This window comes from Granulicella aggregans, assembly GCF_025685565.1.
In the GTDB taxonomy this organism is placed as follows: Bacteria; Acidobacteriota; Terriglobia; order Terriglobales; family Acidobacteriaceae; genus Edaphobacter; species Edaphobacter aggregans_B.
This window is the reverse complement of sequence record NZ_JAGSYE010000008.1, coordinates 23855-39149: the sequence shown is the minus strand read 5'-3', so window position 1 is coordinate 39149 and position 15295 is coordinate 23855. Positions and strand designations below refer to the sequence as shown.

General features: G+C 57.0%; 14 protein-coding genes. 3 read left to right on the top strand and 11 right to left on the bottom strand.

Annotation, left to right across the window (positions count from 1 at the left end):
* Nucleotides 1-278 precede the first annotated feature (278 nt).
* Complete coding sequence (locus OHL18_RS22990; RefSeq protein WP_263377218.1) at nt 279-1010, bottom strand: HAD-IA family hydrolase; 732 nt, start codon at nt 1008-1010, stop codon at nt 279-281.
* A gap of 168 nt (nt 1011-1178) precedes the next feature.
* Between OHL18_RS22990 and OHL18_RS22985 the strand changes: the two genes are divergently transcribed.
* Entirely contained in the window at nt 1179-1895 is a 717-nt protein-coding gene (locus OHL18_RS22985) for a hypothetical protein (RefSeq protein ID WP_263377217.1), read from the top strand.
* Between the two features lie 110 nt (nt 1896-2005).
* Here OHL18_RS22985 and OHL18_RS22980 read toward each other — a convergent pair whose 3' ends face one another.
* Entirely contained in the window at nt 2006-2353 is a 348-nt protein-coding gene (locus OHL18_RS22980; protein WP_263377216.1) for a helix-turn-helix domain-containing protein, read from the bottom strand.
* A 36-nt stretch (nt 2354-2389) separates the two neighbouring features.
* Entirely contained in the window at nt 2390-2743 is a 354-nt protein-coding gene (locus OHL18_RS22975) for a type II toxin-antitoxin system RelE/ParE family toxin (RefSeq protein ID WP_263377215.1), read from the bottom strand.
* Between the two features lie 194 nt (nt 2744-2937).
* On the opposite strand from OHL18_RS22975, the gene OHL18_RS22970 reads away from it, so the two are divergent.
* Together OHL18_RS22970 and OHL18_RS22965 are read left to right on the top strand one after the other, a co-directional pair.
* On the top strand, nt 2938-4860 hold the full coding sequence (locus OHL18_RS22970) for a tetratricopeptide repeat protein (RefSeq protein ID WP_263377214.1): 1923 nt from the start codon (nt 2938-2940) through the stop codon (nt 4858-4860).
* Nucleotides 4861-4992: 132 nt separating this feature from the next.
* A complete protein-coding gene (locus OHL18_RS22965; protein ID WP_263377213.1) occupies nt 4993-6678 on the top strand; it encodes a CRTAC1 family protein in 1686 nt (561 codons plus the stop codon).
* Nucleotides 6679-6763: 85 nt separating this feature from the next.
* Here OHL18_RS22965 and OHL18_RS22960 read toward each other — a convergent pair whose 3' ends face one another.
* From OHL18_RS22960 to OHL18_RS22925, 8 genes are all read right to left on the bottom strand, one after another.
* Nucleotides 6764-10336: a carboxypeptidase-like regulatory domain-containing protein gene (locus OHL18_RS22960; RefSeq protein ID WP_263377212.1), complete on the bottom strand. Its 3573-nt coding sequence runs from the start codon at nt 10334-10336 to the stop codon at nt 6764-6766.
* Nucleotides 10337-10732: 396 nt separating this feature from the next.
* On the bottom strand, nt 10733-10933 hold the full coding sequence (locus OHL18_RS22955) for a hypothetical protein (protein WP_263377211.1): 201 nt from the start codon (nt 10931-10933) through the stop codon (nt 10733-10735).
* Nucleotides 10934-10997: 64 nt separating this feature from the next.
* Entirely contained in the window at nt 10998-11447 is a 450-nt protein-coding gene (locus tag OHL18_RS22950; protein WP_263377210.1) for a hypothetical protein, read from the bottom strand.
* A 71-nt stretch (nt 11448-11518) separates the two neighbouring features.
* Complete coding sequence (locus OHL18_RS22945) at nt 11519-12025, bottom strand: GNAT family N-acetyltransferase (RefSeq protein ID WP_263377209.1); 507 nt, start codon at nt 12023-12025, stop codon at nt 11519-11521.
* Nucleotides 12026-12028: 3 nt separating this feature from the next.
* Nucleotides 12029-12361 carry a type II toxin-antitoxin system TacA family antitoxin gene (locus OHL18_RS22940; protein ID WP_263377208.1) on the bottom strand — a complete coding sequence of 111 codons (333 nt, stop codon included), beginning with the start codon at nt 12359-12361 and terminating at the stop codon, nt 12029-12031.
* An 879-nt stretch (nt 12362-13240) separates the two neighbouring features.
* Nucleotides 13241-14185 (bottom strand): replication protein RepA, encoded by a 945-nt coding sequence (locus OHL18_RS22935; RefSeq protein ID WP_263377207.1) that lies wholly within the window; start codon nt 14183-14185, stop codon nt 13241-13243.
* 55 nt (nt 14186-14240) lie between these two features.
* On the bottom strand, nt 14241-14543 hold the full coding sequence (locus tag OHL18_RS22930; RefSeq protein WP_263377206.1) for a ribbon-helix-helix domain-containing protein: 303 nt from the start codon (nt 14541-14543) through the stop codon (nt 14241-14243).
* A gap of 70 nt (nt 14544-14613) precedes the next feature.
* The gene (locus tag OHL18_RS22925) at nt 14614-15234 is read right to left on the bottom strand and encodes an AAA family ATPase (RefSeq protein ID WP_184223632.1); all 621 of its coding nucleotides are present in this window, start codon (nt 15232-15234) and stop codon (nt 14614-14616) included.
* Between the last annotated feature and the right edge of the window lie 61 nt (nt 15235-15295).

The following is a 15295-nucleotide window of genomic DNA, read 5'->3' as shown; positions in this document are numbered from 1 at the left end:
TCCCATTTGGGGGTGATGTGTCGGAATTTTTCTTCCGATGCGAAGCAGCGTGCTTTGCTTTGGGCTCTATCCCCACCCAGGACGTCGTGGCCGGGGGGGCGATTTCTTTGGAGTGCCAGAGCTACATTCTGGCGCAACCGATGCACTGAAGCGTCCGGCGGCGGACAGAGAACGTACCAGTGGAGGGACGCGAGAGAGACGCTCGGATGTGATCGAAGAGCACAGGAGAGCTACGGAGATTCATGATCGGCGACTATTCGGAGTCGAATCTCGACCGTTCACGAAACCGAGTCAGCTCTTCGAACGAGTGCGGGAAAGGAGAGATTGAGTGTTGCAGTTTCGTCGATGCGGACTTCGATCTGGTCGAGACTGGAGACGATCCAGTCCGCCTGCTGCAACTCTTCGGCACGATGTGAAGTGACGACCGCAAGCACTCTGCAACCGGCAGCGTTCGCGGCGCTGATGCCAGCCGGTGCATCTTCAATGACGAGACAGTCCTCGGGACGGCGGGAGAGCAGAGCCGCTCCCTTGAGATAGCATTCTGGGGCTGGCTTACCGTGCGCGACCATGTCACCGGCAACAACCTGACGAGGTGTCGAAATACCCGCCGCGGCGAGCCGGCCGCGCATCATCTTCTCCGATGCGGACGTTACCACCGTCCACCGGTACGGCGGCAGACTGGCGAGCAGTTCACGCGCTCCCGGGTATGCGTTTATCTCGCACTGTTCTTCTTCAGCGAGCGCGTCGAGTTCGGCAAGATGAGTTTGTAATGCTGCATGATCGAGCGCCGGAAAGTGATTGCGAATCGTGTCGACGGCGCGGCGACCATGAGCCTGTCTCAGATCGAACAACTTCCCGGGAAGATGCCGGGCCGCCCACCGTGTCCAACATCGCTCATCGCCAGAGGTCGAGCTGACGAGTACGCCGTCCATATCGAAGAGAAGACCGCCGACTGCGATCTCAACAGCAAACGTCGCACTCTGGGGTCGCAGGGCAACAACGGAACTCATGAGGAGAGGGTAACAGTGCCGGTCAGGCGTCTCTATCACCGCCAAGTTGCATCGCCATCCGCCGTCAAGAAACCGGCCAGTGACTCGGAGCAGGACTAGGGGTAAAGTGAACAAGCCAGCGAACTCCAGCAATCCTAGCAGCGTCTCATTGTATGAGGAGGAGTCCGAGTGCGAACAACCAATTGTCTGATTGCCATCCTTACAGTGTCTTCAGTCATGTTGCCCGCTCAGACAATACAGCCATTGAGTGGCACATTTTCCAATATGAGCGCGAGCAAGGAGAGCGGCGACATCAACGGATATGAGATCGCCGTCATTCCCCAAGGCGCTAGTCCCTGGATCGTCTTTCAGTGTTCCGAGGGAGCACCGAGTTCGCCTGTACTGGTGCCTATCAAAGAAGATGGAAACACCTTCAGCTTTACAGTGAAAGACCCCGGCAATGCGTGTAACGGCGCCTATGTAGCAACCCGAACCCAGGCCGGTCTTACGCTACGTGGCGCAGCGGACGGAGAGACCCAGAATCTCCTCAAGGGACAAAGTTACTGGGCAAAACATGAGTATTCCCAGACCCCCTACGAACGGACAGCAAAACCGTTCTTCGAGGCGCTTCAGGCTTCCTGTCCAGATAAGCACCTGGAGAATCTCCCTGCCCCCGACCTCAACTATCAGATTGAATTGTTCGAGCCGAATCTAACTCCACAACAGGACAAAGAGTTCCTCGCCGAAGCCAAGGTTAGCTGTAAGGATGCCATCGCTGGGACTGGCTGCGGAAACGTCGCATTCCTCGATGTCGCCGAACGCAGGGAGTTTCTACCCAAGTTCGTCAAAGAGATCTGCCATTCTCAACTGAAATGCACCGCTTTTGGAGAATGCACCTCGAAATAGCTACATCTCCTAAATTATTCTAGGTCCCGTTTCGGTAGGCCCTCGATCGGTGTTTGGCTTCCGGGGAGCAACGGAACAGTGAACCGACTTAAAGACCAATCGGAGAATCCTTAGAGGCTTGTCTGTTCTTCGACTCCAGCTGGCATCCTCATCAAGCCATCCAACTCGACGGCACCATCGGGGAATACCGCCCTCATCTCGAGCGTACCTCCGAGCGCCCCGACGTACTTCCGCAGGGTGCTGAGGAGACAGTCATTCTGATTTTCGAGCCGGGAGACGGCGCTTTGGGGAACGTGCATCTGCTCGGCGACGGCAACCTGGGTCTGCTGCCGTGCGACGCGGATGACGCCTACGCCGATCCGCTCCATCTCGGCGTACTCGGCCAGAGCCTCGCGCTTCACTCTCTCGCGTGTCTCCGGTGACGCCTTGTGCTTCAGGTCCTTCCACTTGGTTGCCATACAGTTTCCCCTCCCTGGGATCTGCGGCGGGATGGTTCACATCCCGCGTTTGAGTTCTTCAAGATGCTGAGCGTAGATCCCCTCCGCTTTGGGGATGCTGATCTCATACCAGCGAGGATTGCCGGTCTTGTCCCCGCCCACCAGCAGAAAGGCAGTCCGGGCAGGATCGAAGGCATAGAGCACCCGATACGGACGACCCTCGTGCTGAATCCTGAGTTCGCGCATATGGCTGAGCTTCGATCCCTGAATGCCGGAGCTGTAGGGAAAAGCCAGCGCGGTTCCCTTCTCTTCCAGCAGCTCGATCACCCGCCCGATGCTGAGCTGCTCGGCTTCGCTCAAGGGTTCATACCATCCCCGAAACTCGTCCGACACCTCAACCTCATATGCCATATACGTACTATATTATCATTATCATATTGCGACAGGCCATTTTGAGTCAGCGGTCTTTACTCGGGGGTTCTGAGTACATCCCTGCTGCCCAGCATCGGTCATCCCGTGAGTGGGCCTCACTAGTTCGCCATCCACCATATAGAGGCGGGTACGGGCGATAATGCGTGTTGACGCACTCGGATAGCATAAGACGGATGAAGCGAATCACCCTTGTGCCTCTACTCTTTGCAACGGTCTATCTGAGAGGACAGATCGCCCCGCCGACCGATTCGGTTTTGAAGCAGCACTACGATCTTGCGCAGAGCCTCCAGTCGTCAGGAAAGTTTGCGGATGCAGCCCGGCAGTACCGCATCTTCATCGCCGACGGTCTGGCTGAGATGGCACTCCAAACCGCTGCGGTCGGTGAATACTCCAAGGCTGAACCGCTGTTTGACGAATCGCTTCGGCTCGCTCCACGGTCCCCGGGACTGAAGGTGAGATATGCTCAGGCGGCCTTCGCGGCCAACGATTTTTCGCGCACCCGGACGCTCACCGAAAGCATTCTTCGCGAGTATCCCGACAACACAAAGGCCGCCGCGAAGGCCCATTATCTACTCGGTAGCGCGCTGCGGAAGATGAATCAGGAGGCGGCTTCGCGTTCGCACTTCGAGGCCGCAGTCGCACTGGATACCAGCTTCGAAAATGGCTACGCCCTCGCAGTGGCCTATCTAGATCTGGACGACGGGGCCGCCGCCACGAAGATCTTCAGTGAGATGGTCTCCGGCCTGGGCGACACGGCTGCGCTGCATGTTGAGATCGGTCGCGCCTATCTGAACTCCGACTTTCAGCAGATGGCGATTCCCGAGTTCAGGAAGGCCATCGCTCTGGACAGCAAGCTGCCCGGCGCGCACTACGCTCTCGCGCTCACACTGCTCACGCTCGGAGGAGACAACAGCAATGCCGAGGCGAGGAGCGAACTCGAAGCCGAGCTGAAGCTGTCGCCGAACGACGCTTCGACGCACGCCCAGCTTGGCAATATCGCACTGCAAGAGGAGCGCTACCCCGACGCGGAAAAGGAACTGAAGCGCGCGGAAGAACTCGACTCGACCGATCCTAAAGTTTCTTTCTACCTGGGGCAGATGTATGCCGGTGAAAAGCGAAACAACGATGCCATGGCCGCCTTCCGCCGGTCGATCGCACTGACCAAAGACCCTGCACAGAATCGGTACATGGTGCAGAAGACGCACTACATGCTGGGGCGATTGCTGATCCAGGCGGGTGACTCCGAAGCGGGCAGGCAGGAGATGCAGCTATCATCAGCCTTGCTGAAGCGCAGCCTCAGTAAAGACCGCGACCGGCTCGCTGGAGACTTCGAGCAGAAGGGTGCCAGCCCCGACGGAACAGCTCCTGCCGCATCGGCGACAGCGGCTGACCCCAAGCGAGCGCAGGCCGTCACGGCGCTTGCAGACTTTGAACGGCGGATCGCGCCCGCTCTGGCCGACAGCTACAACAACCTGGGTGTCATCGCCGCAAACGAAAACTCAACGGCGGAAGCAGTCCTCTCGTTTCAACACGCCTCCATGTGGAACCCCGCGCTGCCCGGCCTCGACGAGAATTGGGGTCTTGCCGCGGCTCGTTCCGGGCTGTACTCCGAGGCGATCCAGCCGCTGACTCGATCTCTCAAAGCGCAGCCTTCGAATCCGGAGGTCCGCGCACAACTTGCGATCAGCCTATTCAGGACGAATGATTGCGCAGAGACGCTTCGTGTTCTTGCCCCCATAACCGCCGATGTCGCGGCCACACCGGAGCTCTCTTACGCGCACGCTGTCTCGCTCATCAAGACAGGCAAAGAAGATGCCGGGATGAAGGAGCTTCTCGAAGCGATCAAACTGGCTCCGCGGAATGCAGCCCTCTATGCCGGACTGGGCGCCGTCGAATTGGAGCAGGGCAAGCTCTCTGATGCCATCGCCCATATGGAGCAGGCCGAGAAGCTGGACGCCAGCGACGCGGAGAATCATCGGCGACTCGCCCAAGCCTACCGCAAGGCGAAGCGAAATGCCGATGCCGACCGCGAGCAGGCGATCTACGGCACAATCTCGAAGAGCAGTACCTCCGGCGCAGTCGCCGATTTACCCTAGATCTAAAGGGTGCAATGGATGTATAGGTCTTTCGGGAAGCAGAGCCGCCGAAGAAGCTATTGGCTACAAGGCATCTTTACGTCGATGCTTCTTTCGTCTCTCGGGCGCGCACAGGACGGACACCCAAAGCCCGTGGCACCACCCGCCGGTGCCACGAAGAAGGACTGTACCGGCCGCCAGATTCCGCAGTTCACCGACGTCACCGCCCAAGCAGGCATCGCCTTCAAACACACCTCCGACCCCTCGAAGCGATACATCGTCGAGTCGATGAGCGGAGGAGTCCTCCTGCTCGACTACGACCGCGACGGCTGGCCCGACATCTACTTCACCAACGCACCCACCGTCGCCATGGCGATCGCGAAAAAGAGCAGTCCCGGCGCGCTCTATAGAAACAATCACAATGGCACCTTCACCGAGGTCACAGCCTCCGCAGGTCTGCTGAACTCCTGCTTCGCCATGGGCGGCGCGGTCGGCGACTACAACAACGACGGTTGGCCCGACATCTATCTGACTTGCCTCGGAGGCAACATCCTCTACCGGAACAACGGCGACGGCACGTTTACCGATGTCACCGCGAAGGCCGGGGTACGCGACGGACGATGGTCCACGGGCGCAGCCTTTGGCGATTACGACGGCGACGGCTTCGTCGACCTTATGGTCACCAACTACGTCGACTTCCACCTCGACGACCTGCCGTCATTCGGCGGCTCCTCTACCTGCAGATACCAGGGCATCGACGTACAGTGTGGCCCGCGCGGACTGAAGGGCGCGGGTGATGCGCTCTTCCACAATAACGGCGATGGTACCTTCACCGATGTCGCGGAGAAGGCCGGAGTCAGCGACCCTGGCGGCTACTATGGGCTGGGAGCGCTTTGGTCGGACCTGAACAGCACCGGGCATCCCGACATCTATGTCGCCAATGACTCGACGCCGAAGTTTCTCTATAAGAACGACGGCCATGGACACTTCGAAGACATCGGTCTCGAGTCCGGCACGGCACTGAGCGCCGAGGGTTCCGAACAGGCTTCGATGGGGCTGGCTATTGGCGACTATACGCACAGCGGCAGGCAGTCCTTGTACGTCACGAACTTCTCTGGCGAAAACGACACGCTCTATCGGAACGAAGGCAAGTGGAACTTCACCGAGCAGTCTTATGCCGCCGGCGTTGCGCTGCCGTCGCTGCCGTTGGTGAAGTGGGGCACAGCCTTTGCCGACCTTGACAACGATGGCTGGCTCGACCTGGTAGCAGTTGCCGGACACGTGTACCCGCAGGTGGACGATCTGGCGAGCGGTCCGCGCTACCGGGAACCCGGCCTCTTTCATCTGAATCAGCGCGATGGTACGTTCTGCGACGCGAGCAGCATGGCGGGTTCCGCGCTCTCAACGAACCGCGTCTCGCGGGGTCTGGCCGTGGGCGACCTCTTCAATGATGGCAACCTCGACCTCGTGATCGAAAGCCTGGACGGAAGCCCCGCAGTTCTGAGAAATGCAGGAGTGAATGGGGCTCACTGGGCGAGCTTCGAGCTGGCTGGAACCACGAGCAACCGCATGGCGCTGAACGCCCGGATCCATATCGTGGCAGGCGGTGTCTCGCAGGTGGAAGAGATTCATAGCGGCGGCAGCTATCTTTCGCAAAACGACACCAGGGTCCACTTCGGCCTGGGCACCGCGACGAAGATCGATACCGTGGAGGTACTGTGGCCATCGGGGAAAGTGGACAGACTCAAAGACATTTCAGCCGATACTTTCTATTTCATACTGGAAGGACACGGCCTTGTCACTGCGGATAAGGTCAGGCCACGCAAGGCACAAAGATAACCATCACTCTGGCTTGCCTTTATGTCATCGAAAAAAAGAAATGGGCGGCTGCCATTGGCAGCCGCCCATTTCTTGGTGAGGTGAGTTAGAAGTTGTACTTCACAGCGAGTTCTAGAATACGGGCAGCATGTCCGCCTGCCTTGGTATCAAGGAAGCCCTGCGTGGGCGAATTGCTTGACGTGTTTGGGGTCAGATTGTTGTTGTAGTTGAGCTGCAGCTGGTTGCCACCGCTGAATTGGCTAAGCGGATGATTGACCCAGTTGAATGCAGAGATCCGGAACTGGACATCCTGTTTTTCCCTGATCTGGAAGCTCTTATAAGCCGCCAGATCGGTATCGAAGAACGCCGCTCCCTTGTAATAGGGGTAGGTGCTGGGTCCGTTGCTGCCAACGGCAGGTGCGGCGAAACAGGACTCATTCAGTTTCTGATTGGTTGCGAGGTGAGAGGTTGGATCACAGGTCACGACCGGCTGAATCAGCTTCGGCGCGCTGGTGCCGAAGTAGGTGTTCTGGCTGAGTCCTGTGATGTTGAGCCCGAAATTGGGGCTATCCAACGCCTGGAGGTTGCCGCCGGACTGGAGTGTCGAGATGCCCGAAAGCGTCCAGCCGTTAGACGCACCCGCCAGCAAGCGGGAGTCCCCGTGATAGACGCGACGGAAGTTGTACGCGTAAGACGAGTTGAAGACCTGCGGGCGATCCACGGCAGTTACGCCATAATTGTTCCGGAGCACAAAAGGATCTTCAAGGAGACCCGTCCCAAGACTCTTCGACCAGGTGTAGTTGAAGTTGAAGGTGAAGCTGCTGGAACGCTTAACCCAACTGAGCTGCAAGCCGTTGTAGTTGCCATAGCCGACGTGCTGGTTGACCACGACCGAGTTGGTTCCATAGGCCTTACCGTAAGGACGGTAATCCGCTTCTTTGTTGTTCGGCGCACCTTGCGACAGATTCTCGGGATTTGGCGATATCACTCCCGTAATAGGATCCGGAGCGAAGAACGCGCCAAGCGGCACCTTGTTGACATCGATGTACGAAGTAAAACCGGAACCGGAGATCGTCTGCCCGCCAATGAGAAGTTGATGATCGCTGTTGCCGACATATGCGACTTCGACCAGGGAGTTCCAAGGAGCTTGTTGTGAGATCGTCAGGTTATAGCTGGTCGTCTCCGGGATGCCATAGTCGCTGGCGCCAACGGCATTCACGCCGCCGCTGACCCCTCCGGGTGCAGGCACGGGAATCGACCCGATCTGCGAGAGAAGCACGCTGGTTTGGTTAGGCAAGCTATAGGTCTGGATGGCCTGCGCAGTGGACAATGCTCCAGTGTAGTCGTTGTACTGGTCGCTAAAGCGGTAACGGCCCCAGCCTCCACGTACGATCGTCTTCCCCGTTCCAAAGATGTCATAGGAGACACCGAAGCGCGGCGAGACGAACAGCAGGCGATCTGGCGACCCCGCCTTGGAGATACCGGGGCTGGTGGCGTGTGAATAGATGCCAGGGTTGAGTTTTCCTGCCGCGAGGTCGCTGGCGACGAGTCCCGGGGCAAATACGGCAAGTCCGGTTCCCTGACGGTCGTACCAGTGGCCGATGTGCTCGAAGCGGACGCCATATTCCAGACTCAACCGCTTTGTAACCTTCCAGGAATCATTTCCGTAGAAAGAGAGAGTCTGGTAGGCCATGTCGCTGATCGGGGCGGCATTGTTTTCGGTATAGCTGAGAACGTTGCCAAGCAGGAAGTTCGCAGTGGGGTTATTTGGAGAGCCAAGGGGATTGCCGGTGATGAGATTGTTATAGACTTTGCCGCCCGCTCCGAAATTGTTCAAAGAGCCATTCGGAGAGAACGAACCGCCTTGTATGTTGCCGACATTCTCCGCGTAGATCCCGACCTTCACAGTGTGTGTGCCGACAACCTTAGTAAGGCCGTCCGAGAACGCTGGCATCTCCTTGCGGACCAGGTACTTACCGCCGGTTTCGAAGATGTCTTGCTGCGAGAAGTCAGGGAAGGTCAGATTTCCAGCGCTGCTGTAGGACGGAACCAGCAGAGACCCCGTCTTGAAGACCGTGCCGTATCCGGTTGGATACCCGAGCGTGGTGCGATAGGCCCCCGAAGCATTGGTTGGCCCGACCGGGAAGTTTCCGTAGCCCCAGCTGGCAATGAATTCATTTGTGAATGTTGCGCTGAAGATGTGGGTAAAGTGGCCCGCAACCGACTTCGAGAAAGAGCTGCTGATGAGTCCACCACCTGGGTACGGGATGGAGTTGCCCGGTGTCCAATAGATGTGTGCGCCGTTACCTTGAGACGGCGCGGAGTCCTGGCCGTACTGATAGGAGATGAAGAAGGTATTGCTGTCGTCCAGGTTGTAGTCCACGCGGGCCCGGAAGATATAGCCATCATGGATACCGGCGATGACCTGATTGTAGTTGTAGCCGCCAGGAGTCGTGGCCGGGTCAGCATTGGCCTTGGGCCAGAAGCTAGCGAGAGACTGGGAACCCGGATCGAGGAACTCCGCCGGGATGATGCCTGCCGGACGGCTTCCTTGGCCAATGATGGAACCATCCGGAAGTACCGTGCCCGTGAGGTCGTTACAGCCATTGGTTGCCCCGGGAGTCAGAGCTCCCTTGCAGAAGGCGACGTTCGCCGGCGTATCGGTGAAGTTGCCGGACATCATATCTGGGGTGGGAATAAAGGATTGCAGGCGGTTTGCGTTGCCGGTGTTCTGCAGAATGCGCTCGTATCCAATCCAGCCAAGGACTTTCTTGTGGGTGAGCGGAATCGGGCCGCCGACGTTGCCGCCAGGATAATAGTAGTGCGCGCTTCCCTTTGGGGTACCGGCGTGGTCGCTCTGCCAGTCGTTGGCGTTCAAAACGTCATTGCGTACGTAGAAGTAGCCTTCGCCGTGATAGTTCGCTCCGCCGCTCTTGCTAATCGAGTTGATGACTACCGGACCGCGAGGCGCGTCGGCACCGAAGTTCGACGTCTGGACGCTGACCTCCTGAGTCATATCGGGATTGAGGACAGCGATCGAGTTACAGTTGCAACCTGGGTCGTCGATGTCGACGCCGTCGGAGAGCTGGCTGGTGCCACCACGGTTCGGAGCCCCGTTTGCATTCAATCCGTTACCGACAGCGCTCGTCGCGGAGCCGGCGACCGTGGGATCGAACTGGGCGCCATTGCTTAGTCCGTTAGCTACACTGGTTACGCCCGGAAGCACCTTAAGCAGTTCCGAGAGGTTGCGGCCCTCAATGGCAAGCTGCTGGATGTCCTTGCTATCGAGCAAGGCGGCCCGCTGCCCATTATCCACGGGGATGATCTGAGTGTTCTCTTGTACGTCGACCGTCATAGACTCGCTGCCGATCGTCAGCGAGAGGTTCTTCAATTGGCGAACATCGCCGGCGCTCAGCGCGATACCCGGTTGCTGATATCCCTCAAAGCCCTTGGCGTCGATGTGGATAGAATAGGTGCCCGTGAGCAGCGCGGGAAAGGCGAAGTATCCGGCACCGTTGCTCACTGTATCGCGCTTTTCTTTCGTCGCATCGTTAGTGAGCGTCACGGTCGCCCCGGCGATCACGGCTCCGCTGCTGTCGGTAACAGTTCCGTTGATCGTCGCCGATACCTGTGCATGGGCTTTGGTCGCAAAGCAAATTAGGATAGCGAAGACTGCCATCAACGTCATCGAAAGGCAACGCCAACCTCTGCCCTTCGCTATTTCAAACTTATATTCTCTGTCCATTCTGCCTCCAAGTAACACTTCAATTTGTCAATCAGATAAAAACTTGCAAGGCGCTCTATCATGAGTGCCATATCCCCGTTGTGGCCTTGACCCAAGGTTTAGGCGAGACTAGGGAAGGTTTCGGATGCCTCGATACCCGCTTCTCAAACGATTTAGGAGATCATCGAGGGTATATCTCTCGCATGCGAACGTTGTCAACCTTTTTTGGATACGACGCGGTGAACCGATGCCTCTCTTAGGCTCCGTGATTTAGCGTCACTGATGCGGGATGGCAAAACGTCCGGGCTCATTAGCCTGCCTGGGTGGAGGCGAAGACGAGTGCCCAGATGGTCAAGGGGACACGTCTTCGCCTCCACCCGGCAGCGCGCCGCCGAGCGTATCAGCCTTGGATGTTGAATCTACCTGCTCTTCAGCCCAAAGTCTGGCCTGCCTGACCGCCACTCCCGCGCGGTCCAGCTCCGCGATGCGGAGACGCCATTTTTCTACCAGCTTCCAGGCCTGCTGATGCCGACGTTCCGCGCGAGCCAGCATCCGCTCGGCATGAGCTCGTTGCTTCTCTGGAGACGACGCAGCCACGGACATCAGAAATAGAAGACTACGCCTCTGCTACCGGTGTCGGTGGCGCTGCTGCGACGGATTTCTTGGCAGGGACGGCTGCCTTCTTGGTGACCTTAGCAGCAATCTTCTTCGCAGCTGGCTTGGCGGCAGGAACCGCCTTCTTAGCGGCCTTCCGGGCAATCTTCTTTACCGCTGGCTTTGCAACAGCTTTCTTCTTAGCCGCCCAACGCGCTTTCTGCGCGGCGGCGATCCGTGCCTTACCTTCGGCACTCAGTGGAGCGCGTGTCTTCTTGGCGACAACGGGCGCGGCAACTTCGGCTTTTTTGTTGACCGAGCCTTTCGGCCGGCCACGGCGCTTCCCTGTTGCCGGCTTCCCTGCGACGGACTTGGCTGCCTGAACGGCGGGTGCATCAGCGAGCAGCGCGCGGGCTTGCTGCAACTTCAAAATCTCTTGGTCGATGGCTTCGAGTATCTCGTTCGTATTCATGTTCCCTCGCTCTCAGCATACCTTCTGAAATTGCTTGTATTGAGCGAATTAATGCGGTCAGAGCTAATCAACTAAGCACTTAGGCTGTTCAGGACTTCACGCGCGTCCTTGAGGGTCACGACCATGAGTCTCGGATCTCCGGCGCACTCGGAGAAACCGAGCTTGAGATAGAAGGCGCGTGCATCGTCGGAGATGGGATGTACGACGATACCGCGGATACCGATGGTGTCCGCGGCGTGCGCGACACGCTGGACGGCATCCTTGAAGAAGCCTCGACCGACGCCTTTGCGCGCAAGCCTGAGATCGACGGCGAGCCGCCCCAGCATGACGACCGGAATGGGGTCTGGCATGTTGCGCCGGAACTTACCCGGCAGCCCAGCCAGGCTGACTGAACCCGAGGTAAGAGCGTAATAGCCGAGCACCCGGTTCCCTTCACAGACGACGAAGGTCCTGCTTGCTCCATCTGCCTGATTGGCGCGAGCGCGCTTGATGAGCCATTCATCGAGCGAGAGCTCGCCCGATCGGAACTGAGTCAGGTCATGATGTTCGGCCAGCACGGCTGGTGCAGACAACGCCACCGGCTATTCCCAGGGCGCGAGCGTCTCGAGGCTCTTGCGCAAACGCTGGTTCGGCTGCGGCGGCGCATCGAGACGCTGGATGAATGCTTTGAAGGCTGCCGGGCTCAACTGAAGATGGACCTGATCGAGCAAGGTAGTCTGCGCGGCCTTGCGTGCGGCATCGAGCACGAAGTCGGTGCGATTCTGGCCGGCTACTTCGGCCGCTCGGTCGATCAGGATGCGCAGATCGGGCTGAATGCGCATGTTCAGCGTGGCGCGCGTCTTCCCGGCTGGCTTCGCCGCAGGACGAGCTTTGCGGCTAGAAACGTTCTTTGTGCGGGATTCAGCGACAGCCATGACAAACCTCCAACAGGCTTCAGTGTAGCAAGACGTAAATACAATGTCATTACAAAACAGCGGTCCGAGCGCAAGTTTTGCGCCAGGATCTGAAGGGTGACGTGTAGAGGCGTTTTCTCTAAGTTTTTGGTGCCTGCGGCTGTCTGAGGCCTCAACGGGACGTTCTGGAGCCTCTCTGCTCGATTGCCGACGGCTCTAGTCGTTAGCCCAAACCTTCAAAAGCACCCCACTTTCATAAGGTAGTCTTTGCTTTTGTTGTTGTATCTGCGGGGTTTGGGGCGCAGCCCCAACGAAAAAAGGGCCGGTAGGCCCTACAGGGCGCGGCCGAAGGACGCGCTCCTTTGCTTTGCGGTTTTCTTGTGCAGCTAAATCCACAGGACTAGGGGCACTACTACAAGCGGTTTATGTTTTTAATACAAGTTCTTTAACTACAAGGGGCGAGCAAAACAATTGAATACAAAGGAGATCCATCGGTTTTCGTCGGGAACGTATGCGTGGAAAACTAGATTATGTCGGGAACGTATGCGCCAATTGAGTGGAAAAGACCCTTTTTAGGGTCGGGAACGTATGCGTGGAAAACTATTAGAATCAACAGGTTTTACACATTTCATGCGTCGGGAACGTATGCGTAATTCGGAAAGCTCATGCGTCGGGAACGTATGCGCCACATCTGGATGAACTATTGATTGCTGCCGGTCCAGGAAGAAGAGAACCGCCTAAATCATTAGCTTCACGCAAACCTCTTGTAATGTGTGGCTTGCGAGTTCTGCGATCCAAATCGGCTTGTATACACTGGGGATTGTCACGGAGTAGGGTGCAGTGGCATATGTCGTTGTCGGGAACGTATGCGTAGGTCACCGTCGGGAACGTATGCGTAGGTCAGTCGAACCTTGGGATGTCCGGCACACTACTTTCGCCTGGAAGTAGTCTGATTCCCCGACCGTCAGTGTGCTCTTTAATACTCGGCGCTGCTTTTCTAAACGCCATTCTGACGACCTCCATTTGCTTCAGGAACTCGCGCTTAAATTCATGACGCCCTTGGCGGGTATCCGCGTAATTGGCCCCAAACTGAAGCTGTAGCTTGCCCCATGGTATGTCAGTGGGCCGGCTGAGATACTTCATCCGGTAATTCAGCCATAGGTACAGATCGAGAGCTAGCGGACTTTGCGTCTTCTCTCGAATCACTTGGACAACTCGCATGTCGAAGGGGACGGGTCGGTTGGTAATCTCTTTATAGAAGGCCTCGCTTAGCAGAATCGTGGAAGACCAAAGTCCGGGCTGATCTGACTTCCCTGCCTGCTTCTCCTCCCACAAAAACTCTGCTTCTTCGATCATGCCGACCTGGCGCAAGCTCCAGGAACGACCATTGTCATAGGTCACCGACAGAGTAGAAGAGGCCATGCGCTTCATCTGGTCCCGCAGTCGGGTTATAGTGCCTGTCTTTCCACCCGTCAGCGAGAGATTTAGCTGCATCATGAACTCAGTTAAAGAGTGCCCCAACTCAAGCCGCCTGTTCTTCTTGAACATAGCTTCACGGGTCATCCACATAAACATCAGGCGAGGCAACACACCGAAAGGAAGGCCTACGTCGGAGGGGGCCATGATTGTTAATCGGAAGTTATTCGCTACACGCGAGAACTCATTGGCAGGAATGCGCCGGTAGGGGAAACAGGCCTGAACGAGCATCCGAGCGATATAACCTCGCTCTTCCTCGTTGGGATCGCGCTCGCTGATAGACGCCATGAGTTCAACCAACTCGCGCGATCGATCATCCGTTATGCTGTGGCCCCCAAACAAGTCAGACTGCTCTTCGCTAAACTCCATCAAGCCTACCTATCTACATGTCTACATATTGACATGTCATCTAGTCTTCAATACTTCATGCAATTGGGGGAAGATCGTACTTACGAAAGAGATCGTTGAGAGCCTCTTGCAAAAGCTCCTGCATAGTCTTGTCGCTCTCTATCGCGGCTTTTTTAATCTGCCGGGACACTTCCGGCTCGAAAAACCCGGTAATTGGCTTCTTCCCTGCTCGAGACGGTGCCACAGGTCTTAATAGTTGAGGCTTTGACCTGTTTTCATCGGATTGGGCCTGCTGGACCTCAATCTCCCGTGCCGGTTGTCGGGAAAAGGAATGCCCTGCCGCCTGACTCAATGCCTGGGCCATAGAAGTTCGTTTCATACTAATCCTCCGAGATGCCATACGACATTGCTACTCTTAGACATAAGGTAATTACTACATGTATTCATGTCTACATGTCTAATTGCTTCCGCACCCACTTGTACAATTCGTGCGCCTCCTCGGCAGCCTTGCCTAATGGCTCGTATTCCTGCGCAACTTGCCCGTTTACCAAACAGTGATAGTAAGCAGCCCGCATCGAGAGATGAACGGGAGCGATAGGAGCATCGTAGGTACCGATAGCCATATCTGCTTCAGAAGCAAGCCCTCCGCGCGGAGGAACGGCATTGACAACCACGGCAAAGGGCTTCTTCGCTAGGCGCGCAAGCTCAATTGACGAGCCTATGGCTTTCAGATCGAGCAGATGTGGTCTGCAGGGAATAAGCACTAGATCGGCTGCGCGAGCCGCCGAAAGCGACGAGCTTTCTGAATTGGGCGACGTGTCTATTACAACAAAAGCAGCTCCTTGCTTCTCCGCTTCAGCCAAGATCACACCCAATCTATTTACCTGTGCGGGCTGGACTATGGGTGTCTCATCTTCTCGAAGATCCTTCCACGTCGCGGCACTCGCCTGAGGATCAAGGTCGATGATTACAGTGGGCTTTCCATCCCTCTCTGCCGCGACAGCTAAATGCAGAGCGACTGTCGTCTTTCCGACGCCACCTTTTTGCGAAACGATTGCTACTGTCTTCATGTCTACATGTTCTATACGTTATTTTCCGACATTGCAACATGTCTACATGTTGCAATGTCGC